Genomic DNA, 24,756 nt, shown 5'->3' with positions numbered 1-24,756 from the left:
GGGGTTCTGTATGGATATGATTACAGTTACTGCTAAGACAGTAGACGATGCAGTTACAAAAGCTTTAATCGAACTTCAGACCACCAGCGATAAGCTGGAATATGAAGTGGTTGACAAAGGAAGCACCGGATTCCTGGGAATCGGTTCAAAACCAGCCATTATTCGTGCAAGGAAAAAGGAAACCATTGAGGACAGGGCCATGGATTTCCTGTCGCAGATATTTGAGGCCATGAACATGCAGGTAAATATCACGGCTGCATATAATGAGGAAGAGCAGGAACTGTCACTGAACCTGGAAGGTGATGATATGGGGATCCTGATCGGCAAGAGAGGGCAGACCCTGGATTCACTCCAGTACCTGGTAAGCCTGATCGTCAATAAGGGAACGGAAGGATATCTGAGGGTTAAACTGGATACGGAGAATTACCGTGAAAGAAGAAAGGAAACCCTGGAAACCCTGGCAAAGAATATTGCCTATAAGGTGAAGAGGACAAAACGACCGGTTTCACTGGAGCCAATGAATCCTTATGAGAGAAGGATCATTCACGCAGCGCTTCAGAATGATAAGTATGTTACTACCAGAAGTGAAGGCGAAGAGCCCTTCCGCCACGTGGTGATCGCCCTTAAGAAGGAAGCTTCTTCAGGGGACAGAAGAGGGCGTTACGACAAGAGCAAGGGTGGCCGTTACGACCGTGACCGGTCAGACAGGTCCGGCGGATATAAGGGAAATAATAACCGCCGCAGCCATTATTCTTCCAATGGTTCATCCGAAGCGTCAGATGAGACAGCTGCTGGTGATGAGGTGTAATTTGTAAGGTTTCAGATAAAAGGCTGTTGCATTAGCAATGGCCTTTTGCGCTACTTACGCGTGGGTGCCCCTTAAAGCGGTATTTGAAAGGATAGAAGATGAAGACAGATACAATTGCAGCCATAGCCACCGGAATGAGCAATTCCGGGATCGGCATTGTGAGGATCAGCGGAGATGAGGCATTTTCAGTGATCGATAAACTTTACCGGAATAAGAATGGGGACCAGGTAAAGCTGAGCAATGCCAGATCTCATACGGTTCATTACGGGTTTATTTATGATGGGGATGAGAAGGTGGATGAAGCCCTTGTACTGGTCATGAAGGGGCCTCACAGTTATACGGCCGAGGACACGGTGGAGATAGACTGCCATGGAGGGATCCTCATGGTTAAAAAGATCCTGGAGGCAGTGATCCACGCCGGGGCAAGGACCGCACAGCCGGGTGAATTTACAAAGCGGGCATTTTTAAACGGCAGGATCGACCTGTCCCAGGCCGAGGCGGTGGCGGACGTGATTAATGCTACCAATGAATATGCATTAAAAAGTTCGGTCGGCCAGCTGAGCGGTTCGGTATCAAAACGGATCAGGGATCTAAGGGCTGGGATCTTATATCAGATTGCATTTATTGAGTCTGCTCTGGATGACCCTGAACACATTTCCCTGGACGGATACAGCGCAGGGCTTAAGGGAGAACTGGAGGTCATGATCTCGCAGGTGAGAGAGCTGGTGGAGTCCGCTGATGACGGCAGGGTTATGACAGAAGGGGTGAAAACGGTGATCCTGGGAAAACCCAATGCGGGAAAGTCTTCCCTTATGAATGTGCTCCTGGGAGAGGAGAGGGCCATTGTAACTGAGATTGCCGGAACTACCAGGGACACCTTGGAAGAACATATCTATCTACAGGGTATCAGCCTGAATGTGGTGGATACGGCAGGTATACGGGACACAGAAGACGTGGTGGAAAAGATTGGGGTGGACAGGGCGCGCAGGGCTGCCAGGGATGCGGACCTGATCATATTTGTGGTGGACGGTTCCAGGCCGTTGGATGAGAGCGACAGGGAAATCCTGGAGTTTATCCGTGGCAGGAAATCCATTATACTGCTGAATAAATCAGACCTTCAGATTGTGGTGGAAAAGGATGACCTGGAGAAAATGTGCGGGCAGAAGGTGATTCCCGTGTCCGCAAAGGAAGAACAGGGGATCGGGGAGTTGGAGCTGGAGATCAGACATCTGTTTTATCACGGCGAGCTTAAGTTTAATGATCAGGTTTATATAACAAATGTGCGCCATAAGGAAGCTTTGGAGGAGGCCCTTAAAAGCCTTGAGATGGTGAGGGGAAGCATTGAGGACCAGATGCCGGAGGATTTTTATTCCATTGATCTTATGGATGCCTATGAACAGCTGGGCTTGATCATTGGTGAGGCAGTGGATGATGATCTGGTGAATGAGATATTTGCCAGGTTCTGTATGGGGAAATAGTTTTTAAATGAAAGAGGATCATGGAATTATGCCATATTTGGAAGAAACATATGATATTGTAGTTGTGGGAGCCGGACATGCCGGCTGTGAAGCATCGCTGGCCTGTGCGCGTCTGGGGCTTGAAACTATCATGTTTACGGTGAGTGTGGACAGCATTGCGCTGATGCCGTGTAACCCCAATGTGGGTGGCAGTTCCAAGGGACATCTGGTACGGGAACTGGACGCTTTGGGCGGAGAGATGGGAAAGAATATTGACAAGTCTTTTATCCAGTCGAAAATGCTCAATGAATCCAAGGGACCGGCTGTCCATTCCCTGCGGGCTCAAGCCGATAAACAGGATTACAGCAGACAGATGAGAAAGACCCTGGAACAGACGGATCATCTTACCATACGTCAGGCTGAGGTGTCTGAAATAGTGGTGGAGGATGGAAAGATACAGGGAGTACGTACATTTTCCGGCGCTCTGTACAGGGCGAAATGCGTGATCCTCTGTACGGGAACCTATCTGAAGGCAAGATGTATCTATGGGGATGTGAGCAATCCTACAGGTCCCAATGGGCTGCAGGCAGCTAACCATCTTACAGATTCCCTGAAGGCTAATGGTATTGAGATGTTCCGGTTTAAGACAGGGACTCCTGCCAGGGTAGATAAAAAGAGCATTGACTTCTCAAAGATGGAGGAGCAGTTTGGGGATGAGAGAGTGGTGCCGTTTTCATTTTCCACGGATCCGGAAAGTGTCCAAAAGGAGCAGGTATCCTGCTGGCTGACTTATACAAATCAAGAGACTCACAGGATCATCAGAGATAATCTGGACCGTTCCCCCCTGTTTTCAGGAGCCATTGAGGGAACCGGACCAAGGTACTGTCCTTCCATTGAGGATAAGGTGGTAAAGTTTCCGGACAAGGACCGCCATCAGGTGTTTGTGGAGCCGGAAGGCCTTTATACCAGTGAAATGTACCTGGGTGGAATGAGCAGTTCCCTGCCTGAAGATGTACAGTATGCAATGTACAGAACTGTGCCGGGACTGGAGCATGTTCAGATTGTAAGGAATGCCTATGCCATTGAATATGACTGTATTAATGCCCTTCAGCTTAAACCAACACTGGAGTTTAAGAAGATATCCGGCCTTTACGCAGGCGGGCAGTTTAATGGATCCTCCGGTTATGAGGAGGCGGCTGTTCAGGGATTTATGGCTGGTGTAAATGCCGCCATGAAGATAACGGGAAGGGACCAGGTTGTTCTCAGCCGTTCCCAGGCGTATATAGGCGTGCTGATCGATGATCTGGTAACCAAGGAAAACCATGAGCCTTATAGGATGATGACATCCAGAGCTGAATACAGGCTTCTTCTCAGACAGGATAATGCTGATATAAGGCTTAGAAAAATAGGACATGACATAGGACTTGTAAGTGATAAGGAGTATGAACAGCTGATCCATAAGATGGAGGCCATTGATCTTGAAATTAAAAGGCTTGGCCGCACGGTGGTTGGATTAAATCCAAAAACCCGGGTATGTATGGAAAAATATGGAAGTACTCAGCTGAAGTCAGGAATCACACTGGCAGAGCTGATCAAAAGGCCTGAGCTTGATTATGATAAGCTGGAGGAACTGGATGAGGAAAGACCTGAACTTGCTGCTGACGTAAGGGAGCAGGTGAATATTGAGATTAAATATGAGGGTTATATTAAACGCCAGCTTCAACAGGTAGAACAGTTCGGAAAGTTGGAAAATAAGAAACTGCCTGAGAATTTTGATTATTCTGAGGTAAACAGCCTGCGCAGGGAGGCGGTCCAGAAGCTGAATAAGGTGCAGCCCGCCACCATTGGACAGGCCTCCCGGATATCCGGTGTTTCACCGGCAGATATTTCCGTATTGCTGGTGCATTTCACGAGAAAACAGTGAGAAACAGTGAGGAGCTATATGACAGAAACATTTTTAGATCAGATGAAAAGGGAATTGGATCAGCTGGGCATCAGACTAAGTGAACATCAGATGGATCAGTTTTTCACCTATTATGAAATGCTGGTGGAGAAGAACAAGGTAATGAACCTCACTGCCATTACTGAGGAACATGAGGTTGTGACAAAACATTTTAGTGACAGCTTGTCACTTTTTGCTATAATTCAGGAAATGGAAAAAACAGGAAAACAGGGGGTGGGCTGGTTTGAGAACAGCCGGATCATTGATGTTGGTACAGGGGCCGGTTTCCCGGGTATTCCATTAAAAATTGTTTTTCCAGGAATTCGTGTAACTCTTCTGGATTCCTTGAATAAACGAATAAAATTTCTTGAAGAAGTATGTGATGCTCTTAATTTGGAGAATGTCACATTTGTTCATGGCAGAGCCGAGGATGCGGGACGGTTGGCGGAACACCGGGAGACCTATGATCTATGTGTGTCCAGGGCAGTTGCCAATTTGGCATCTCTTTCTGAGTATTGTATGCCATTTGTTAAGGTTGGCGGATATTTTGTACCTTATAAGTCCGGGGAGATTGACGAGGAGTTGGTTCAGGCGCAAAGAGCGATTGGACTGCTGGGAGGAGAGCAAAAGATGGTTAAAAAGTTTTTGCTTCCAGGCACAGATGCTGCCAGATCCCTTGTGGTAATTGAGAAAATTAAGGCAATCTCAAAAAAGTATCCACGTAAGGCGGGAATGCCTACCAGAGAACCGTTAAAATAATTGATATAAGAAAAGAGGAAATGTTTCACGTGAAACATTTCCTCTTTTCTTATTTGTAGTAAAAACCTATTTCTAATATTTAATTATAAATCAGCAGCTTCCCGCATCATGTGAATTTCTCTCCTATAGCCATCTAAATCATTCGGAGTTTCTAAATAGAATGGAAGCTTGCTTAAAATGGGATGAGTCACAATTTTATAAAAAGTATCAATTCCTATGTGACCTTCGCCAAGTCTGGCGTGTCTGTCCTTATGTGCGCCCAATGGGTTTTGGCTGTCATTTAAGTGAATTGCTTTTAGACGATTTAGCCCAATCACCTGATCAAACTCGTCCAGTACTTCTTCTAAATGATTGGCGATATCATATCCTCCGTCCCACACATGACAGGTATCCAGACATACTCCCATATGGTCTGATAAATCTACTAAATCAAGAATTTGTTTTAACTCTTGAAATGTCGCACCGATCTCACTGCCTTTGCCCGCCATGGTTTCCAGCAGGACAGTAGTGGTCTGATCGGAAGTGAGAATTTCATTGAGCATTTCAGCTATATATGAAACACCAACATCCACCCCCTGTTTGACATGGCATCCCGGATGAAAGTTATACATATTCCCCGGTGTATACTCCATTCTTACAAGATCGTCTGCCATGGTACGTTTGGCGAAATCCCGTAACTTTGGATCTGCGGAACAAGCATTTAAAGTGTAAGGGGCGTGCGCCAGGATAGGAGAGATGTCTTCCTCCTCTGTTTTAAGTAAAAAAGCTTTTACATCTTTTTCGTCAATTGCTTTAGCATTTCCACCTCTTGGATTCCGAGTAAAGAACTGGAAAGTATTGGCATCAATTTTGACTGCATCTTTTGCCATTGCTTGGTACCCTTTTGATGAGGATAAATGGCATCCTATTCGTATCATATGAATTATTTCCTTTCCTTGAGATAATAAATAAAACGGTTCGGATCAATGGTATCCGAACCGGATGTTTCACGTGAAACATATTTAAAGCTATGATAGGAAGGTTTGAATTAACTGGTAAACCTCAGAGGGCTTTTCTAAATGAGGAGTGAGCTTTGTGTTGGGAATAGAAGCTGTCTCCACGGCCGGATTATAGTCCTTATATTCCGACATCAGTTCTTCCATTTCATCAAGAGCAGCGCCACCTATCAAATAAATGCTGTTATCTATCTTTTTTAAAGCATTTACAATATTACATTTCACATAATTGCACTCGAGACTGGCATATATAGATTTTGGTGATTCTCCCAAATGTGCTGCTTCATGATATGCATCTATCATGCCCGCCCTTACAGAATAAGGATTATAGTAATAGTTTGTCATAAATTCTTTGGTAAGTGCCTGTTTACTGCATGATATGTGATAGATTAAAGTTCCTACAATTGGAAGATCCAACATAAATTTGTATAGTTTTACATTCTTTCCGGGCAATTGGCTGGAAGATAAAATGCTTTCAGGGTTGATAAACATAAGCTGGTCAAACAGTTCCGGGGAATTGGAACATGCCATAATTCCCAGAGTGGACGAGGAACCGGAAGAAAGCATATCAGTCCGGTGACCGATCTCAGACTTGATGAAGTCGCAGAGCAGCTGTACATACAGATAATTGGTATAAGTCAAATTAGGCTTTTCTGAACGTCCAAAACCTAACAGATCAATGGTATAGACGGTATGATTTTCTGCAAGCTTACCAACCAGATTCTTCCACTCGTATCCGCTGGAAGCAGGTGTAAGGTCATGGACCAGGAGAAGTGGTTTTCCACTGCCGGTCCTGGTGTAATAAATATTACCCAGCCGCCACTTGTAACAGAGAGCTTCCGGCTCACCTAATACATTACGGGATGTAGCTGATAGTTTGATTGCTTTATTAATAAGAGCAGTGGTAGTGGCTGCTCCAGCTGACAGTATGAGTAATGTTAATAATTTACTTCTTGTTTTCATTCAATTATACTCTCCTGGTTTTGGTTGTTTTATCTATTATAATACAAGCTGGGGGCTATTACAACGGGTAGAGGATTAAATTATTCTTAAGAGTTTTATGACATAAAAATGTTTCACGTGAAACATTTTTTGTATAAAACGGTAAAATTATGAGTTTCTAAGAATTATGCATAGGAAAAGAATTAGAGTTGTGATATAATCGTAAAAGTAATCGAAGAAGGCTTATTTTTTCGAGAAAGGAATCAATACAAATGGGACGAATAATAACTATAACCAATCAGAAGGGCGGGGTTGGGAAAACGACCACGGCTATTAATCTTGCCGCCTGTCTGGCTGAGGCCGGTCAAAAGGTAATGCTGGTGGATTTTGATCCCCAAGGAAATGCCAGCAGTGGTCTGGGATTGGAACGGGAGGATTTTGATAAAACAGTATATGACATGCTGATCGAAGAGGAACCTGTTGAGGAGTGTATTATAAATGAGATACAGCCGAATCTTGATATTTTGCCCTCGGACATGAACCTGGCAGGTGCGGAAATCGAGTTTCAGGAAGTGGAAGATAAAGAAAAACTTCTCAGTAATTGTCTGAATCAGGTACGTGATACATATGATTTTATTCTGATTGACTGTCCCCCATCTTTAAATATATTGACAATCAATGCACTGACAGCAGCGGATACGGTGCTGGTTCCCATACAATGTGAGTATTATGCTCTGGAGGGACTGAATCAGGTACTAAAAACAGTAGATCTTGTGAAGCGGAAGCTGAACCCGGGTTTGGAACTGGAGGGTGTGGTATTCACCATGTATGATGCAAGGACTAACCTTTCCTTGGAGGTTGTGGAAAGTGTTAAAAGCAGTTTAAACCGAACAATTTATAAAACCATTATTCCAAGAAATGTCCGTTTGGCCGAAGCTCCCAGCCATGGTATGTCAATTAATTTCTATGATTCCAGATCAACGGGGGCTGAAAGCTATAGAATGCTTGCGGCAGAAGTAATGAGCAGAGGAGAAGAGTTGTAATGGCAAAGAAGGGTTTAGGAAAAGGATTGGGTGCCATTTTTGGTGAGGATGTTATAAAAGAAAGCGAAGAAGATATTGCGAAAGCCAAGGCGGCGGCAACTGATAAAGGGGAAGAAAAGGGCAGCGAGTTGATGATCAAGCTGGCTTTGATTGAACCAAACAAAGAGCAGCCGAGAAAGGATTTCAACGAGGAACAGCTTTGTGAACTGGCTGAATCCATTAAACGGTACGGTGTTCTTCAGCCGCTTTTAGTACAGAAAAAAGGGACCTTTTATGAGATCATAGCCGGAGAACGCAGATGGCGGGCCGCGAAAATCGCGGGCTTAAAGGAAATTCCAGTTGTACTAAGAGAGTATAGCAAACAGGAAAGTATGGAGATCGCACTGATAGAGAATGTGCAGAGGGCTGACTTAAATCCAATTGAGGAAGCCTTGGCTTACCAGCAGCTGGTAAAAGAATTCCATTTAACTCAGGAAGAGATTGCAGTCAGGGTTGCAAAAAATAGGGCCACCATAACAAACTCCATGAGACTTTTGAAACTGGATGAACAAATACAGGAAATGCTCATACAGAACCTTATATCCAGTGGACATGCCCGGGCATTACTGTCATTAGATGACAAAGTGCTTCAGTTAAAAGCAGCAAGGCTTATTTTAGATGGAGCTTTGAGTGTCAGGGAGACAGAGCGTCTGGTAAAACGTTTAGCTAAGGATGCGGCTGATGGTCATGAGGAAAAGAAGGAAAAGTCCAAGGATGAAACCCTTGCTATCATATACCAGAATCTGGAAGATAGAATGAAAACCATTATGGGTACAAAGGTAAGTATCCATAATAAGGACAAGAATAAGGGCCGGATAGAGATTGAATATTATTCGGAAGCAGAATTAGAGCGGATTGTGGAAATGATTGAATCTATTCGTTAGACACAAAGGAGAGAAGATATACAATGGAGAACAGCATTTTAAATCAATGTCCATTTGATCCCGCATATATTATTTTGGGACTTATGATAATAGTGGTCTTGCTGCTGATACTGGTCATTGTGACAATGGCAAAGCTGAGAAAACTGGACCGCAAATACGATTATTTCATGCGGGGCAAGGATGCGGAAACTCTGGAAGACATGATTATGGACGAGTTGGATGAACTTCGTGATTTGAGGGCAGAAGACAGGTCAAATAAGGATTCCATCCGGACTCTGAACCGCAACTTCAGGGCTTCTTTCCAAAAGTATGGTATTGTAAAATATAATGCGTTTAAAGGCATGGGAGGAAATCTCAGTTTTGCATTATCTGTGCTGGACTATACCAACAGTGGGTTTGTTATGAATTGTGTCCATAGCAGGGAAGGCTGTTATCTCTATATTAAGGAAGTAGATATGGGCCAGACAGACATTGTTCTTGGAAATGAAGAACAGGAAGCTCTGGAACAGGCATTGGGATATGTGAAAAAGAATTGATCAAGGATTCTACAAGAATTTACATAAATTTACAGAAACCGGAGTTTCCGCCGTAGATATGGAAACTCCGGTTTTATATTATTTTTGAAGAAAAAACAAAAGAAAGGGGCAGAGTGAGAAGAACGTGCATATGATATTGGTAAGAGAAACTTGGTAAAGGAAGAGTAAATGCAGGATATAGAGTATCTGAAAAGTATGTATCCGTCAGGAATTAAAATACTTCAGGGATATGTATCAGAAGCATGTGACAGACTGGATTATAAAAACAGTCCCATGTATGATGAGTATCCGGATCATCTGATGATAAACCGGCTATGTGATTCCATCTATAATACAGTCATTTCATCCGAAGGGCCGGAGCGCGTGCAAAGCATGTGGAACATAACGGAAGCAGATAAAAGCGCTTTGGAGATGGCGGAACTGAAAAAGGATATGCAGCGTCTGGACATAATCCCGGATTATTCAGATCAGGGACCAGATAACAACATGGTAAAGGCACAGGATCATAATTCAGAACATATAGCGGAGTCAACTTCCATACGTGCGGTTAACACGGGTGGGAATGGAAGTCGTTCTAGCCTTTTAAAAAATAGTAATGAATTTGATAATGGGTTTAATGTACATTCCCTGGAAGAAAAAATGGAAATCCAGGAGATGAGAGGAAAGGAAATGGCTAGGACGCAAGGCGGAAGACCGCCCATGGGACCAGGCCAGGGTCAGGAAAGACCGCCCATGGGACCGGGCCAGGGTCAGGAAAGACCGCCCATGGGACCAGGGCCGGAGAGACCGCCTATGGGACCAGGCCAGGGCCAGGGAAGACCGCCTATGGGACCGGGTCAAGGCCAGGGAAGACCGCCCATGGGACCAGGGCCGGAGAGACCGCCCATGGGACCAGGTCAAGGCCAGGGAAGACCGCCCATGGGACCGGGACCAGGAAGACCACCCATGGGTCCAGGTCCTGTAAGGCCGCCGCAGCCGCCGAGACCGCCGCAGCCGCCGAGGCCGGTACCCCCGCCGCCCAGACCGCCGCAGCCGCCGAGGCCGGTACCCCCGCCGCCCAGACCACCGCAGCCGCCCAGACCACCGCAGCCGCCGAGGCCGGTACCCCCGCCCCCCAGACCAAAGCCGGATCCAAGGCAGTCATGGCTTAGGGATATGATCAAGGTGCTGCTTCTCAATGAGATGTTTAACAGGCGGTGTTCAAGGGGATTTTGTATCTTTTAGAAAAGGAACGATCGTTTGAATGATCACACCATATATACCCGGTTATTTAATAAAGGCTGTACCAGGGGTTTAGCATTAATAAAATTTAGAAAAGATTAAGTTGTAGTTTTCATGGTTATTATATAAAATAATAGAAAGATACAAAACAAACCTGTTTATGAGGAAACGATTCACATATGAAAAGAACATTACAAAAAGTAGGGATTTTATTCCTGATATTTATAACGGCCATTATCGTTTATTTTGTAAGTGCCAGAAATACCATGGAGAAGGAGTATACTGTATACACCTCTATGGATGAACCGGAACTGCCGGTCATATATACTGAGTTAAATGGAAAAGAGATCAATTGCCTGCATGGTTATATGCAGGAGATGGGGAATCAGGCAGCCAGGGAGAGTATCTCTGTGCTGCCTGAAAACCGTGGAATGAATATACGGATTGCGGAATATGGAAATACCATTACAGGTATCAGCTATGAGGTGAGAAACCTGTCCATGGACCGGCTGATCGAACGGACCGAGCTTTCTCAATGGGAAAGCAGTGGTGGAAGTACGGAAGCCACGCTGCCGATCCAGAATCTTTTGATCAGGAACGAGCCGTATTTCCTTACGTTGACGGTCAATACCAGCGAAAAGACGATCCATTATTATACCAGGATCATGTGGCCTGATAACACGTATGCGGATGATATGGTGACATTGGCTGAAGAGTTTACCAGGAAGAGCCTGGATTACAATCAGGCCAGGGACCTTGTGTCATATCTGGAGACCAGTGATACGGAGGATAACAGTTCTCTTGGACATGTTACCATCAGGGCCAGCTTTAATCACCTGACCTGGGACGGAATGGATGTGGAAATGGTGGGAGAACCACAGATAACACTTCAGGAGTTTGACGGGATCATGGGTCAGGTCCGGGTCAGGTATACGGTATCCCTGGAGGAAAGCGGCCATACGCCCGTTCTGATCGATACCGAGGACAATTTTACCATGAAATGGAATGAACAGCGTATCTATCTCATGAATTATGAGCGGAATGCAAATGAGATATTTGAGGGAAGCGCGGAAGCATTTTCAGGTAAGAAAATACTCCTTGGTATTACAAATGATACCATGGTGAGAGCTGCCAAAAGTACAAATTCCCAATATCTGGCCTTTAAAACAGGGGGAGATCTGTGGTGCTACGACCAGAAGGAAAACCAGATGGTGCGTGTATTTACATTTGACAGCAGTCAGGATGACGGTGTCAGAAGTAATTACAATAAGCATGATGTGAAAATATTATCTGTTCAGGACAATGGAACCGTGGATTTTCTTGTCTATGGATATATGAACAGGGGTAAATATGAAGGACGAATGGGAATCGTGTTTTACAGCTATGATTGGGCACAGGATACGGTCAATGAAAAATTTTATCTGCCGGCCACGGAATCCTTTGAAAAGATCCGGGAGGATGTAAACAACCTTTCCTACCTCAGTGCCAATAATATGATGTACCTGATGGTGGAGGGAAGTGTGTATGGGATCGATCTAAAGAGCAATGAGTCTTTGGTGGTTGCCCAGGGCCTTACAGAGGGAAGTTTTGCAGTAAGCGGGGACGGAAGCCGCGTTGCCTGGCAGGAAGGTTCCAAGCTCTATGAGTCGGATAAGGTGCATGTGATGGACTTTAACACAGCCCAGAAACAGGAAATCGTAGGAGCTCAGGGAGATTATGTGAGAGTGCTGGGATTTGTCGGGAATGACCTGATCTACGGTCTTAGCAATTCCAGGGACAGCTGGATCGTCAATGGGCGGAGAAAGGGAAGCCCCATGTACGCTATGTATATTGTGGACAACCAGATGCAGGTGGAAAGCGAGTACAGGAAAGACGGAATTTACATTGCCGATGTGGTGGCTGAGGAAGGCAGGATCCATCTGAAGCGCCTGGTGCGTTTGGGGGAAAACCAGTACATGTACCAGGACCAGGACACCATTGTCTGCAATCAGAAGGTGGATCAGGATGTCATGGCAGGTATCGGGTATTTTGCTTCCAAGGAAAAGGGAAGGGTATATTTTGTACAGGCGGACCATGATACAAATGCGGACAAGGTGAAGACATCAGCGCCAAAAGCATTTTCCTATGAATATACAAGCACCCTGGATGTGAGTACGGCCAGCGCCGTGCAGGCGGATTCCGATATGGTATTTTATGCGTATGGGGGCGGCCATTATATAGGAGCATCCAGAAACTTCAGCACCGCGGTGTCAATGGCATATGGACAGATGGGATTTGTAACGGACGGAAACCAGCACATTGTGTGGGATAGGATTAACCGGAGAAATATCAGAACCATTAAATCGCCGGTGGATGAAGCCAGGAAGGTGACAAAGTACCTGGATTCCTTTACGGGAAGCAATATGTATGAGGACGGACTGATCCTTATTGATGCGGACGGTTGCAGTCTGAGCCAGGTGCTGTATTATATTGATAAGGGAATTCCCGTGATCGCCTATGTTGAGACAGGACAGTATGTACTGCTTTCAGGATACGATCAGTACAATGTGACCATCTATGATCCCCAGACACAGGAGACCAGGAAAATGGGACTGGGGGATGCCACGGAGTATTTTAATAATCTGCAGAATGATTTTCTGTGCGCCCTGTCCGTGAATTAGAGAATAGAAAGTCAAAAGCATAAAAGTTAAAAGTAAAAAGTCAAAAGTAAAAAGTCAATTTCTTCCAGTGCTCAGAGACAGGATATGGGCTGGGAGGGAGTTGACTTTTTTCTTGTTATTTGATATGCTGTATAAGCTGGTTAGGGTAATCTAACCTTGAAGGTGAGGAGAAATGAGGATTGACATATATATGGATTAATCCGGTAACGGAAAGTATGTATGAAAGCGGTATACTGGATGCATTTTTAAAAGCCCATGATCTGGACCAGGTGCGGTGTGAGACGGACTGGGGCCGGATCGTAAAGGACAAGTATAAAAAGCTTACTGAGGAAAGCGGGGAAACAGTGGCGGATGCACGATGTCCCATGGCCAGCGGACTGGTAAAGGATGTGATGAAGGTGGCAAAGATCGAGCCTATTCTGATCCACTGTGCAAGGGAGATCAGCGGACGGGAAGACTTGAGGGATGGAAAGAAGATCATTACAACCCCATGCCGTTCCCTGGCGGATATGGGCAATGCACTGAAGTTAAAGGATACCCGGTTTGTCACGTGGAATGGGCTGCTTAAGGAGCTGGGACAGAGCCCCAAGGGAAAGGTGATCGAGTCCAGCCCCATACCGCCTGGATTTTTTAAAGAGCTGGGATTTAAAACGGAGAGCCTCACAGGCAGGGAAGATATTGAGCAATATGTAAAAGGCGGGGAGTGGAAAACGGTCCGTCTGGTGGAAATGCTGTATTGCCACAGGGGCTGTCACAATGGAGATGGGGTGGTAAAGGATGAAGCATAGGTGGAAAAATGCGGCGGCGCCCCTCATTGGAATCGGGGCCGTATTGCTGGTGTGGTACATGGTAAGCCGGTCCGGTATCCTCAGCGCCTATGTGCTGCCTCCGCCGTCCAAGGTGCTGCAGAGTTTTATAAAAATGCTGGTCACAGGGGAGCTGTGGAAGGATATATATATAAGCTTTATCCGCGTCATGAAGGGATTTGCAATTGCCTTTGTGTTGGCCTTTGTCCTTGGAATGGCGCGGGCCCTGCTGCCTGCGTCCGGCAAATATTATGAGTATATGGTCCAGTTTTTCCGCAATGTCCCGCCACTTAGCATGATACCGCTTTTGATCTTATGGTGTGGGATCGGGGAGACAACGAAGACCGTGATCATTGTGCTGGCATCCTTTTTCCCCATGTACTTAAATATAGTAAAAGGGTTTACAGGATGCGACAGGAAGCTTCTGGAAGTGGGGGACATGTTTGGATACTCCAGAGGGCGTAAGTTCCTGCGGATCATCCTGCCCTATGCATCAGCGGATATTCTGGTGGGTATGCGCATTGGCCTGGGATACAGCTGGAGGGCGATCATTGGGGCTGAGATGGTGGCGGCATCCACCGGACTGGGCCACATGATCCTGTTTGCCCAGCAGATGTCCAGAACAGACAAGGTGATCGTGGGAATCCTGGTCATCGGTATGGTGGGATATGTGACGGATCGTATCTTTGCCCTGGCAATCAGTAAATTATTGAAAGGATCCTGTGATAATGGCTGGGATTGAGCTTATAAATGTACACAAACAGTACTTAGTGGAAGACAGGGCGGTCCAGGTCCTGAACGGCATCAGCCTGCAGGTCCCGTCCAACCGGATCACCGTGATCCTGGGACGCAGCGGATGCGGCAAAACAACCCTTCTGCGCCTGACAGGCGGTCTGGAGAAAGTGGACCAAGGGGAAATACGATACGGGGAATCCCACAGGACCGCCTTTGTATTCCAGGAGCCAAGGCTGATGCCATGGCTTACGGTGTGGAACAACATAAGGTTTGGGCTTGGCAAAAAGGAGCAGGACAGTAGAAAAATAGCTGACATTGTTGCTACCGTTGGACTGGATGGATTTGAGAAAGCTTATCCCTCCCAGCTTTCCGGGGGGATGCAGCAGAGGACAGCCATTGCAAGAGCACTGGCATATGAGCCGTCCTTTATTATGATGGACGAGCCCTTCGCGGCACTGGACTATTTTACCAGGGAGCAGATGCAAAAGGAGCTTATGCGGGTCCAGAAAAAACAGGGGAGCAGTATCCTGTTTGTGACCCACAGCATTGATGAGGCCCTGATCCTTGGGCATAAGATCGTAGTGATCGAAAAAGGGCTGGTAAAGGCCCAGTATCAGGTTCCTGAGACCACAGGGGAACGGAATCTGCTGGATGACATGTTTATTTCCCTGAAAAGGGATATTATAAAAAATTTGTAACAGTTCAGCACGGCGGGAAAATGGGTGCAAAAGCGGGCGTTAAGCTCGCTTATAAGTCCGTTTTTGCACCCATTTTCACATCGGATGGACATCCGATGCTTCTTGACCGAATTTTCCGGTCAAGAAGATGGGCCGTACTGAAAAGTTATAAAAATTCAAAGTAAGAATCAGGAGGATATGGATTATGAGACGATTAATGGCATTAGGAATGGCAATCTGCATGGGGGTGACAGCACTTACCGGGTGTGGCGGATCTTCCACGGGAGCAGCGACCGGGGCCCAGACAGAACAGCAGTCACAGACAGAGAAGGAATCACCAGAGGAGAGCAATTCCTCTGAGAGCGGCAAGGATGCAGGAAATACAGAGGAGAATACGGATACACAGAAAGCAGCGTCAGGTATTGACAAGCTGGTATTTACCTATGTGGTTTCACCTCTTAACGTACCTTCCATCATTGAAAAGAACCAGGAAATCTTTGCAAAGAGCTTTGAGGATATGGGGATTTCCGTGGAGTATGCGGAGATCAATTCAGGGGCGGACCAGACCCAGGCCCTGGCATCAGGGGATGTGCAGATCCTCTATGCAGTAGGCGCAACCTCCGTGATCCTGTCAGCTGCCAATGGAGCTGATATCAAGGTGCTTAACATGTACAGCCGGTCCCCCAAGGCATTCTGCATGTATTCCACGGATGACAGCCTGACCACACCGGAGAGCCTGAAGGGAAAGACTATCGCCGGACCGGCGGGCACAAATCTTCATGAGCTGCTGGTCGCCTATCTTGCAGAGGGCGGTATGACTATTGAGGATGTTAACTATGTGAATATGGGAATCCCTGATGCAAAAGCGGGCCTGGATGGCGGCAGCGTGGATGTGGCGCTGATCGCAGGAGCCACGGCTTATCAGGCAAAACAGCAGGGATACCACATGGTGGCTGACGGGGAAGGTCTGATCAAAGCCATCATTGCAGTGGCGGTAAGACAGGATTTTTATGATGCAAACCAGGATGTGATTGAGCGTTTCATGAAAGCCCAGGAAGAAATTTCCGGATTTATGCAGGATAACCAGGAGGAGGCATTAAAAATTGTGGCTCAGGAACTGGATTTGGAGGAAGAGGCAGTAAAGGAAATGTATGGATATTATGATTTCTCCATGGAAATCAGCGATGAGGACAGAGACGGCTTCCAGAAAACAGCTGATTTTATGCTGGAGTCAGATATGATCGAAGAAGCACTGGATGTAAATACACTGTTTTTTCAGTAAAAACCAATAAGCTCCGGTAAATGGTACGGCCTGAGATCATGTCTGTGGAATCTTTCCACGGACCTGGATCCGGGCCGTGTCCTTTTGTCTTTTTTCCGGCAGTCTGCATGGATGTAAACAGACGGCGGAATATTTAAAGAGCCGTTGGATCAGCCCGCGGATGGAAGGGGCCGGGGCCTGTACGGCGCGTTTTACTTTACAAATCTGATTCTTATGGTATAATCTAAGAAAGATGTAAATAAATTATGAACAAATTTTTACGTAATTATTTAGGACTATTATCCATAGAAATGAGATTTGTTTAAATAAATATCAGAGGTGTGGAATGGAACAATATATAATCAAAGGCGGTAACCCGTTAGTGGGTGATGTGACCGTAAGCGGAGCGAAAAACGCTGCACTGGGTATCCTGGCCGCTTCGATCATGACAGATGAAGATGTTTTAATTGATAATCTGCCGGATGTGAGAGATATCAATGTACTGTTAGAGGCAATTCAGGAGATCGGCGCAAGGGTTGAACGGATTGACAGACACACTGTTAAGATTAACGCAGGCAATATAAAAGAAGTATCCGTTGACGATGAATATATCCGTAAGATCCGCGCCTCCTATTATTTTATAGGCGCTCTTTTGGGTAAGTATAAGAGTGCCCAGGTTCCCCTTCCCGGAGGCTGCAATATCGGCAGCAGGCCCATTGACCAGCATATCAAGGGCTTCAGGGCATTGGGAGCAGAGGTAGTCATTGAGCGCGGGGCAGTGATCGCCCATGCCATTGACCTGGTAGCAAGCCATATTTATCTGGATGTTGTTTCCGTGGGAGCGACCATTAACATTATGATGGCAGCCGCCCTGGCAGAGGGGCAGACCATTCTGGAGAATGCGGCAAAGGAACCCCATATTGTTGATGTGGCAAACTTCTTAAACAGCATGGGAGCCAATATTAAGGGAGCCGGAACCGACACCATCCGTATCAGAGGCGTAGACAGGCTCCATGGAACTGAATATTCCATTATCCCTGACCAGATCGAGGCAGGTACGTTTATGTGCGCTGCCGCGGCTACCAGAGGGGATATTATGATCAAAAATGTAATACCTAAGCATTTGGAAGCCATTTCCGCTAAGCTCATAGAGATCGGATGTGAGGTGATTGAATTTGATGACGCGGTCCGCGTGGTGGGTAAACCGTCACAGCGCCACACAGATATAAAGACCCTGCCGTATCCTGGATTTCCAACGGACATGCAGCCTCAGATGTCGGTTGCCCTTGTGCTGGCCAGTGGTACAAGTATGGTGACGGAAAGCATTTTTGAGAACCGTTTTAAGTACGTGGATGAGCTCGCCCGAATGGGCAGCAACATAAAGGTAGAGGGAAATGTGGCTGTGATTGATGGAGTGAAGCGCCTTACGGGAGCGCAGGTAAACGCGCCGGACTTACGGGCAGGGGCGGCCCTTGTGATCGCAGGTCTTGCAGCAGAGGGATATACGGTGGTGGATGAGATCGGTTATATCCAGAGAGGGTATGAGTGCTTTGAGGATAAGCTCCAGGGACTTGGGGCAATGATCGAGAAAGTGGATTCTGACAGGGATCTTCAGAAGTTTAAGCTGAGGGTTGGATAATAGAGGTTGAAGAGCAGTCAGGCTGTACATGGTGATGGTATCCTATGTACGGCCTGATTTTTTTGGCTGTTAATGACTGGAAAAATGTTCCGCCATTGCCCTTTATGTGCTATAGTTAAATTAACCCTAAAAGTTCAAGTATGAGAGGAGGAAGTTCATGAAAGAAAGAATGAAACAAAGGCTGCTGTCACTGCTTTTGGCCGTGGGAATGATCTGTTCCCTTACAGCCGGTATGCCTGTCACTGCATTTGGCGCGGATCAGGATATTGTGGTGCTTTACACAAACGATGTCCACTGCGGAGTGGATGACAACATCGGCTACGCAGGGCTTTCGCTGTACAAAAAGCAGATGCAGCAGCAGACACCCTATGTTACCCTTGTGGACGCAGGGGATGCCATTCAGGGAGCGCCGATCGGCACGCTGTCCGAGGGCGGATATCTCATTGATATCATGAACCAGGTGGGATATGATGTGGCTGTTCCGGGCAACCATGAATTTGACTATGGCATGGCAAGGTTTTTGGACCTGGCGGGAAAATTAAACTGCGGTTATTATTCCTGTAATTTTATCAGCACGGCAACAGGCGCAGCCGTGTTTGCACCTTATAAGATGATCACATACGGGGATACCAGGGTAGCATATGTGGGCGTGTCCACACCGGAGAGCTTTACCAAGTCCACTCCCGCTTATTTCCAGGACGGGGCCGGTAATTACATCTATTCCTTTTGTGAGGATGAAAGCGGACAGAGTCTGTACAGCCAAGTCCAGGCAAGTGTGGACGCTGCCAGGAATGAAGGCGCCGATTATGTGATCATGGTGGGGCATCTGGGAGAGACAGGGGTTACGGACCGGTGGAGTGCTGTTAATATAATCAGGAACACTACGGGAATCAATGTGTGTATTGACGGCCATTCCCATGAGACTACCCCAAGCATGACAGCAAAAAACAGGGACGGACAGGACGTAATCATTACCCAGACAGGTACAAAGCTGAACAACATTGGGAAGCTGACCATTGGCACGGACGGTACCATACGCACAGAGCTGGTGTCAGAGGTTTTGGCAATGGATCTGGCCAGGGACTATGTGGTCCGGAAGAACGACACCCTTAGCAGGATCGCAAAAAGGGAGCTGGGTTCCTATGACAGATGGATCGATATCTACAACCACAATCTGGACAAGCTTAAGAATGCGGACCTGCTGCCGGTGGGACTCCATCTGCTGATCCCCGGGGGAAGCATTGTCAATGAAAACGGAAAAGCAGTGGATTACACCACGGACCGCTTTATTAAGGGGATACAGAGCCAGTACAATGAGACATTAAAAACAGTGCTTGGGACCACTCCCTACCTGCTTACAGTAAACGATCCCGCAGACGGAAACCGCCGGGTAAGAAGCGGTGAGACAAATCTGGGAGATCTGACAGCGGATGCTTACCGCACACAACTGGGCGCTGATATCGGCCTTAGCAACGGCGGAGGCATCAGGGCTGATATTAAGCCGGGAAATATCACCTACAATGATACATTGGCAGTATTCCCTTATGGAAATATGGGGTGCGTGGTTGAGGCAACAGGACAGGTCATCAAGTATGCCCTGGAGATGGCGTCCAGGGATTATCCCCAGGAGTGCGGCGGATTCCTGCAGGTGTCTGGTTTGACCTACACCATTGATTCATCCGTGAACTCCAGTGTGAAACTGGATGAGAAGGGGAATTTCATCAGTGTAAACGGCCCTTACAGGGTGAAGGACATTATGGTAAACGGGGAACCCATTGATTTAAGCCGTACTTACACAGTGGCCTCCCACAATTATATGTTAAAGTCCGGAGGCGATGGTATGACCATGTTTAACGGATGCAATGTGATCAAGGATGAGGTGATGGTGGACGTGGATGTGCTGTCCTCCTATATCAGAAGCCTGGGCGGGGCTGTGACCGCAGAGTATGCGGATCCCCTGGGTCAGGGAAGGATACGGATTCAGTAGTATTGGAAAAGAAGAGCAGGTTCATTATGTCACATAAGGACCCGCGGAGAGCTGCCGCTCTCCGGGGGTCTTTTTCTTTTGGAATAGAATAACCCGGTTTACCGCTTCCCCGCGCAATATTTCCGTATGATCTCCATGTAATCCCTTGCATGCTGAGGCAGATACCGTCCCTTTGGATAAGCCGCGATGGTGGTTGTGACAATGGGGCTTTTTCCAATGGACAGGCAGAGGGACGGATGGCTGCCATGGGAAGCGGCCATGTGATAGTAGCTTTCCGGCGCAAATGCAATCCCAAGTCCTTCCATGGCCAGTTTGATGGACATCTCGCTGTTGCGTGTGTGCAAAAGTACGGGAGGATCCATATTGTAATCCTCAAACAGTTTAAGGGCAATGCCGCCCGTGTTCTGGTCCGGATAAAGGAGGATAAAATTTTCCCCGGAAAACAGGTTTAAATCGATCCAGGGATGCTTAAAGCCAGGTTTATCCACTGCTCTGGACACAAGTGGATGTCCCGCTGATAAAATTAATACAATTTCTTCCCTTTGCATGACCTCATAGTCCAATAATTTGGGGAATACATGGACATTATAAAAGGTGAGGTCAATGGAATGGTCTTTTAAGCTTGTCTCGGCTATGAAGTTAACCGCTTCCATCACATTGATGGTCACATGGGGGTAGAGGTTGTGGAATTCCATTAGGGTGGGCTGGATGAGGGTGCTTCCCATCATGATTGGGATGGCAATATTGAGGCGGCCGTATTTCCTGTGGCTGATATCCTCGTATTCCCGGTTCCACTGCTCCCCGTAAGCAGCAATCTGCTCCGCGTAGTGGAGATAGCGTTCGCCCATATAGGTTGGGGTATAGCAGTTATCCATGCGGTAAAAGAGCGGCCCGCCCAGCTGGTTTTCCAGGTTTTTAAGATACTTGCTTAAGGAGGGCTGGGAAATGAACAGGGATTCGGCGGCCTTGCCGATGCTCCTCTGTCTGGCAATGGCCAGGATGTAGCGTGCTTCTTTTAAATCCATAAAATTCCTCCTGACAGGGCATTACTTTTATGATACGGAAATGATTTGTAAAAAAACAGGTGAATATAGCTTTACTGCATAAAAAATATAGAATTTATATATTTGACGTATATTATATTACTTTTTATAATAAACGTAAAGCCTAAAATAAGCAACCTTAATAAATCTTTTGATTCAGCATGGAGTGTGAAAATCATGAAAAAGAGCAGTTCATTAATCATGCTGGTACCTGGCCTTGTGATCCTGCTGGTGTGCCTTGCCATCCCCTTACTGCGGGTTTTGGCGCCAAGTATTTTTTCGGGAGATTATCCCTTCAGCTTTTACGTGGACTTTTTTAAGGACGGGTATTATCTGAAAATATTCCTGCGCACGGTTAAGATCGCCGTGATCACAACCGCTGTCTGTATGCTGGGAGGGATTCCCACCGCTTACTTTATCAGCCGGTGTCAGAAAAAGTACAGGGGACTTCTTTTGGCAGCTTCCATTTTTCCAATGATGACCAACTCCGTTATCAGGAGTTTTGCGTGGATCAATATCCTTGGAAGCAATGGAATTGTGAATAAGTTTCTTTTAGCCGCGGGTTTTGTGGATAAACCTGCCAAGCTGCTGTACACGGACTTTGCCATTATCATTGGATCCATTTACCTGTTTCTGCCCTTGATGATCGTCACGGTCACAGGCGTGATGGAGAATATTGATGACGATATGATGGAGGCGGCCCAGAGCCTGGGCGCCGCCAGGATGGAAGCGTTTATGAAGGTGATCTTCCCCATGAGCCTTCCGGGGATCATTGTGGGCGGAATCCTGGTGTTTACAGGTACTTTGACCGCTTATACCACGCCTCAGCTTCTTGGAGGCAACAGCAACATGGTGATGGCCACACTGATCTACCAGAGGGCCATGTCCGTGGGTGACTGGACCGGGGCATCGGTGATTGCATTTATCATGATCGTGATCACGCTGGCTGTGATCAAGGGATTTAATGCCCTGGCCGCCAGACTGGACAGGAGGGGAGAGAATTATGCATAAGAATAAGCTGCTAACCGCATATGCGGTCCTGGTGTTTGCCTTTTTGGGACTGCCGCTGCTCATTATCACGGTCACGGCATTTGGAGGCGGCAGCGCCATTACATTTCCCATTGAATCATTTTCCTTAAAATGGTTTACCAATGTGTTTGCACTGAAATCCTTTCGCAGATCCTTTCTCACCAGCCTGGAGGTGGCCCTGCTGGCAACCCTGATCGCTCTGCTGGTAGGGATACCGGCGGCCTATGCCCTGGCGCGCTCCCAGGTGAAGGGAAAGCAGATGCTGAAATCCATCTTCCTGTCCCCCACCATTGTACCCGGCATTGTCATTGGCTTTATTTTGTACCAGTTTTTGATTCTTACACTGAGGATCCCGGTGTTTGTAAGCCTTTTGGCCGGCCATTTTATGGTAACCCTTCCCTATGTGATCCGTGTGGTGGGATCCTCCATGGAACAATTTGATTTTTCCATTGAGGAGGCGGCCTGGAGTCTGGGATGCCCCAAACGTTCCGCATTTTTTAAGGTGGTGCTTCCCAATGTGACATCCGGGATATCCTCCGCCTTTATGCTGGCATTTATCAATTCCTTTAACAATATTCCTGTATCCATGTTCCTGTCAGGGCCGGGAGTCAGCACCTTTCCCTCCACCCTTATGAACTACATTGAGTACAATTATGATCCCACTGTTTCAGCTGTTTCCGTGCTTCTCATGGCAGCGACCGTGATCATAATGGTGATCGTTGACAGAACCCTGGGCATTGCTGCCCTGGCTAAATAGGAGGAGGATAACAATGGCATTTATGACCCTGAACCAGATTGATGTTAGTTATGATAAAAAGAGACAGATTTTAAAGGGACTTGATCTAAAGGTGGAAAAGGGAGAACTGGTTTCCCTGTTGGGGCCCAGCGGCTGCGGTAAGTCCACCACGCTGAGAGTGGTGGCGGGATTCATCGATCCCCAGGGCGGTACATTCAGCCTGGATGGGGAGGATATGACAAAGGTTCCCGTGCACAGGAGGAATTTTGGCCTGGTATTCCAAAGCTATGCCCTGTTTCCCCACCTGAGCGTGTATGACAATGTGGCATTCGGGCTGCGCACCAGGAAAATGGACAAGGCAGTGATCGATACAAAGGTTAAGGATATACTGGAGGTCTGCGGGCTTACTGAATTTGCCCAGAGGTTTCCAAAGCAGATGTCAGGCGGACAGCGCCAGAGGGTAGCTCTGGCAAGGGCGCTTGTAATCGAGCCGAAGCTGCTGCTTTTAGATGAGCCTTTAAGCAATCTGGACGCCAAGCTAAGGATCAGCATGAGGGTGGAGATCAAGCGCCTTCAGAAAAAGCTGGGCATCACCACCCTGTTTGTGACTCATGACCAGGAGGAGTGTTTTTCCATCTCTGACAAGGTGGCTGTGATGAACAACGGTATGATTGAGCAGTACGATTCTCCCGAGAATATCTATACAAGGCCTGCAACGGAATTTGTGGCAAGGTTTATCGGCTTTGAGAATTTCCTTGAACTGGAGCGCAGCGGGGACCATGAGTACCGGGCAAGGGACAACAGCAGGTTCCAGGTGGACATGGAGTGGGATGGACCGGACTTTGCCGGAACCATCAGGCCGGATGATATACGTCTGGCAGAACCTGGACAGCAGGAGAATGTGCTGACCGGCACAGTGGGTGTCAGGACCTTTTTGGGCAAGAGTTATCAGTATGAGGTAAATACGGCCTCAGGAGTACTAAAGGTGAATATGGATACCTCCCATGTGTTCAGGGAGGGGGAAGAGCTGAGGCTGTATCTTCCAAAGGACAAGCTGGTATTGGTTGGCCGGTAAATGACCGGCGGTTTTAAAGCAAATCTATGAATAAACCTCCCACAGGGGGAAGAAAGAGGAGATTAGTGTGAAAGAAAGTAGAGGTCAGCCAATAAATGGCGCACTTAATCAAGCTGTCATAAATGACAACTTTCGAAAAAGTAGATTATTAAATGATAATTAGGAAGCTGCTGTTTTTTGTGGTGGAGGATATAAACCTTCACGTACAAGTAATTTCATAGCTTGTTTGATAGCCTTAGCTTTTTGTTTTTCTACAAGGGTTTCTGGCATATCGATTTTGTATAAGTCGCTCGGATTCCATACTTCTCCAGTAGATAGCATCTGGAAGATAGCAGTAAGAATCATGCGCGCGATAGCAACAATGGCTCTTTTCTTGCCACGGCGTTTTGTAAGAGATTCATATTTCTTTTTGTAGTAAGGAGACTTTTCGGATTTAACGGCCGCATGAGCACATTGCACTAATGCAGGTTTGAGGTAAACTC

At 46.9% G+C, this 24,756-nt stretch carries 21 protein-coding genes and 1 pseudogene; 17 read left to right on the top strand and 5 right to left on the bottom strand.

Features of this window, described 5'->3' with window-relative positions; all coding sequences use genetic code 11:
* Positions 1–10 precede the first annotated feature (10 nt).
* The 4 genes from jag to rsmG all read left to right on the top strand — a co-directional run bounded on the left by jag (position 11) and on the right by rsmG (position 4,966).
* Positions 11–808 (top strand): RNA-binding cell elongation regulator Jag/EloR, encoded by a 798-nt coding sequence (gene jag, locus HMPREF9469_RS13035; RefSeq protein ID WP_007862607.1) that lies wholly within the window; start codon positions 11–13, stop codon positions 806–808.
* 98 nt (positions 809–906) lie between these two features.
* Positions 907–2,286 carry a tRNA uridine-5-carboxymethylaminomethyl(34) synthesis GTPase MnmE gene (gene mnmE, locus HMPREF9469_RS13030; RefSeq protein ID WP_007862606.1) on the top strand — a complete coding sequence of 460 codons (1,380 nt, stop codon included), beginning with the start codon at positions 907–909 and terminating at the stop codon, positions 2,284–2,286.
* A gap of 28 nt (positions 2,287–2,314) precedes the next feature.
* Positions 2,315–4,189 carry a tRNA uridine-5-carboxymethylaminomethyl(34) synthesis enzyme MnmG gene (gene mnmG, locus HMPREF9469_RS13025; protein WP_007862605.1) on the top strand — a complete coding sequence of 625 codons (1,875 nt, stop codon included), beginning with the start codon at positions 2,315–2,317 and terminating at the stop codon, positions 4,187–4,189.
* 18 nt (positions 4,190–4,207) lie between these two features.
* The gene (gene rsmG / locus HMPREF9469_RS13020) at positions 4,208–4,966 is read left to right on the top strand and encodes a 16S rRNA (guanine(527)-N(7))-methyltransferase RsmG (RefSeq protein WP_007862604.1); all 759 of its coding nucleotides are present in this window, start codon (positions 4,208–4,210) and stop codon (positions 4,964–4,966) included.
* Positions 4,967–5,049: 83 nt separating this feature from the next.
* On the opposite strand, the gene HMPREF9469_RS13015 is transcribed toward rsmG, so the two are convergent.
* Positions 5,050–5,883 carry a deoxyribonuclease IV gene (locus tag HMPREF9469_RS13015; protein ID WP_007862603.1) on the bottom strand — a complete coding sequence of 278 codons (834 nt, stop codon included), beginning with the start codon at positions 5,881–5,883 and terminating at the stop codon, positions 5,050–5,052.
* A 90-nt stretch (positions 5,884–5,973) separates the two neighbouring features.
* A complete protein-coding gene (locus tag HMPREF9469_RS13010) occupies positions 5,974–6,924 on the bottom strand; it encodes an alpha/beta fold hydrolase (protein ID WP_007862601.1) in 951 nt (316 codons plus the stop codon).
* 251 nt (positions 6,925–7,175) lie between these two features.
* Between HMPREF9469_RS13010 and HMPREF9469_RS13005 the strand changes: the two genes are divergently transcribed.
* From HMPREF9469_RS13005 to HMPREF9469_RS12995, 3 genes are read left to right on the top strand one after another with little or no spacing between them, the layout of a single operon-like run.
* Positions 7,176–7,946 (top strand): ParA family protein, encoded by a 771-nt coding sequence (locus HMPREF9469_RS13005; protein ID WP_007862599.1) that lies wholly within the window; start codon positions 7,176–7,178, stop codon positions 7,944–7,946.
* Positions 7,946–8,869, top strand: coding sequence for a ParB/RepB/Spo0J family partition protein (locus HMPREF9469_RS13000; RefSeq protein WP_007862598.1), 924 nt, complete (start codon positions 7,946–7,948; stop codon positions 8,867–8,869). Before HMPREF9469_RS13005 ends, HMPREF9469_RS13000 begins: the two co-directional genes overlap by 1 nt.
* Positions 8,870–8,892: 23 nt before the next feature.
* The gene (locus HMPREF9469_RS12995; protein WP_007862596.1) at positions 8,893–9,405 is read left to right on the top strand and encodes a DUF4446 family protein; all 513 of its coding nucleotides are present in this window, start codon (positions 8,893–8,895) and stop codon (positions 9,403–9,405) included.
* A gap of 896 nt (positions 9,406–10,301) precedes the next feature.
* Here HMPREF9469_RS12995 and HMPREF9469_RS32025 read toward each other — a convergent pair.
* The gene (locus tag HMPREF9469_RS32025; RefSeq protein ID WP_157140291.1) at positions 10,302–10,568 is read right to left on the bottom strand and encodes a hypothetical protein; all 267 of its coding nucleotides are present in this window, start codon (positions 10,566–10,568) and stop codon (positions 10,302–10,304) included.
* Positions 10,569–10,805: 237 nt separating this feature from the next.
* Here HMPREF9469_RS32025 and HMPREF9469_RS12985 point away from each other — a divergent pair, with 237 nt between their 5' ends.
* The 7 genes from HMPREF9469_RS12985 (at position 10,806) to HMPREF9469_RS12955 (ending at position 20,391) form a co-directional block, all read left to right on the top strand.
* Positions 10,806–13,286 carry a cysteine peptidase family C39 domain-containing protein gene (locus HMPREF9469_RS12985; protein ID WP_007862592.1) on the top strand — a complete coding sequence of 827 codons (2,481 nt, stop codon included), beginning with the start codon at positions 10,806–10,808 and terminating at the stop codon, positions 13,284–13,286.
* 179 nt (positions 13,287–13,465) lie between these two features.
* Entirely contained in the window at positions 13,466–14,074 is a 609-nt protein-coding gene (locus HMPREF9469_RS12980; RefSeq protein ID WP_007862590.1) for a hypothetical protein, read from the top strand.
* The gene (locus tag HMPREF9469_RS12975) at positions 14,064–14,834 is read left to right on the top strand and encodes an ABC transporter permease (protein ID WP_007862589.1); all 771 of its coding nucleotides are present in this window, start codon (positions 14,064–14,066) and stop codon (positions 14,832–14,834) included. The genes HMPREF9469_RS12980 and HMPREF9469_RS12975 overlap by 11 nt, the downstream gene beginning before the upstream one ends.
* Positions 14,821–15,525 (top strand): ABC transporter ATP-binding protein, encoded by a 705-nt coding sequence (locus HMPREF9469_RS12970; RefSeq protein ID WP_007862588.1) that lies wholly within the window; start codon positions 14,821–14,823, stop codon positions 15,523–15,525. The genes HMPREF9469_RS12975 and HMPREF9469_RS12970 overlap by 14 nt, the downstream gene beginning before the upstream one ends.
* A 184-nt stretch (positions 15,526–15,709) precedes the next feature.
* Positions 15,710–16,786: an ABC transporter substrate-binding protein gene (locus HMPREF9469_RS12965; protein WP_007862587.1), complete on the top strand. Its 1,077-nt coding sequence runs from the start codon at positions 15,710–15,712 to the stop codon at positions 16,784–16,786.
* A gap of 325 nt (positions 16,787–17,111) precedes the next feature.
* Entirely contained in the window at positions 17,112–18,404 is a 1,293-nt protein-coding gene (locus tag HMPREF9469_RS12960; RefSeq protein WP_007862585.1) for a UDP-N-acetylglucosamine 1-carboxyvinyltransferase, read from the top strand.
* Between the two features lie 157 nt (positions 18,405–18,561).
* Positions 18,562–20,391: a bifunctional metallophosphatase/5'-nucleotidase gene (locus tag HMPREF9469_RS12955; RefSeq protein WP_007862583.1), complete on the top strand. Its 1,830-nt coding sequence runs from the start codon at positions 18,562–18,564 to the stop codon at positions 20,389–20,391.
* Between the two features lie 98 nt (positions 20,392–20,489).
* Here HMPREF9469_RS12955 and HMPREF9469_RS12950 read toward each other — a convergent pair whose 3' ends face one another.
* Positions 20,490–21,416 carry a LysR family transcriptional regulator gene (locus tag HMPREF9469_RS12950; protein ID WP_007862573.1) on the bottom strand — a complete coding sequence of 309 codons (927 nt, stop codon included), beginning with the start codon at positions 21,414–21,416 and terminating at the stop codon, positions 20,490–20,492.
* 195 nt (positions 21,417–21,611) lie between these two features.
* Here HMPREF9469_RS12950 and HMPREF9469_RS12945 point away from each other — a divergent pair, with 195 nt between their 5' ends.
* Genes HMPREF9469_RS12945 through HMPREF9469_RS12935 form a run of 3 tightly spaced genes read left to right on the top strand, consistent with a single transcriptional unit; the run spans position 21,612 to position 24,274 of the window.
* A complete protein-coding gene (locus HMPREF9469_RS12945; protein ID WP_007862572.1) occupies positions 21,612–22,445 on the top strand; it encodes an ABC transporter permease in 834 nt (277 codons plus the stop codon).
* Positions 22,438–23,220, top strand: coding sequence for an ABC transporter permease (locus HMPREF9469_RS12940; protein WP_007862571.1), 783 nt, complete (start codon positions 22,438–22,440; stop codon positions 23,218–23,220). Before HMPREF9469_RS12945 ends, HMPREF9469_RS12940 begins: the two co-directional genes overlap by 8 nt.
* A 13-nt stretch (positions 23,221–23,233) precedes the next feature.
* Positions 23,234–24,274, top strand: coding sequence for an ABC transporter ATP-binding protein (locus tag HMPREF9469_RS12935; protein WP_007862570.1), 1,041 nt, complete (start codon positions 23,234–23,236; stop codon positions 24,272–24,274).
* Between the two features lie 159 nt (positions 24,275–24,433).
* On the opposite strand, the pseudogene HMPREF9469_RS12930 reads toward HMPREF9469_RS12935, so the two are convergent.
* Positions 24,434–24,756: pseudogene (locus tag HMPREF9469_RS12930) on the bottom strand (IS110 family RNA-guided transposase); the annotation flags it as partial.

The sequence above is a fragment of the [Clostridium] citroniae WAL-17108 genome (assembly GCF_000233455.1).
Lineage (GTDB): Bacteria > Bacillota > Clostridia > Lachnospirales > Lachnospiraceae > Enterocloster > Enterocloster citroniae.
Note: the sequence above shows the minus strand (reverse complement) of the source record. Positions and strands in the feature narration are given on the sequence as shown.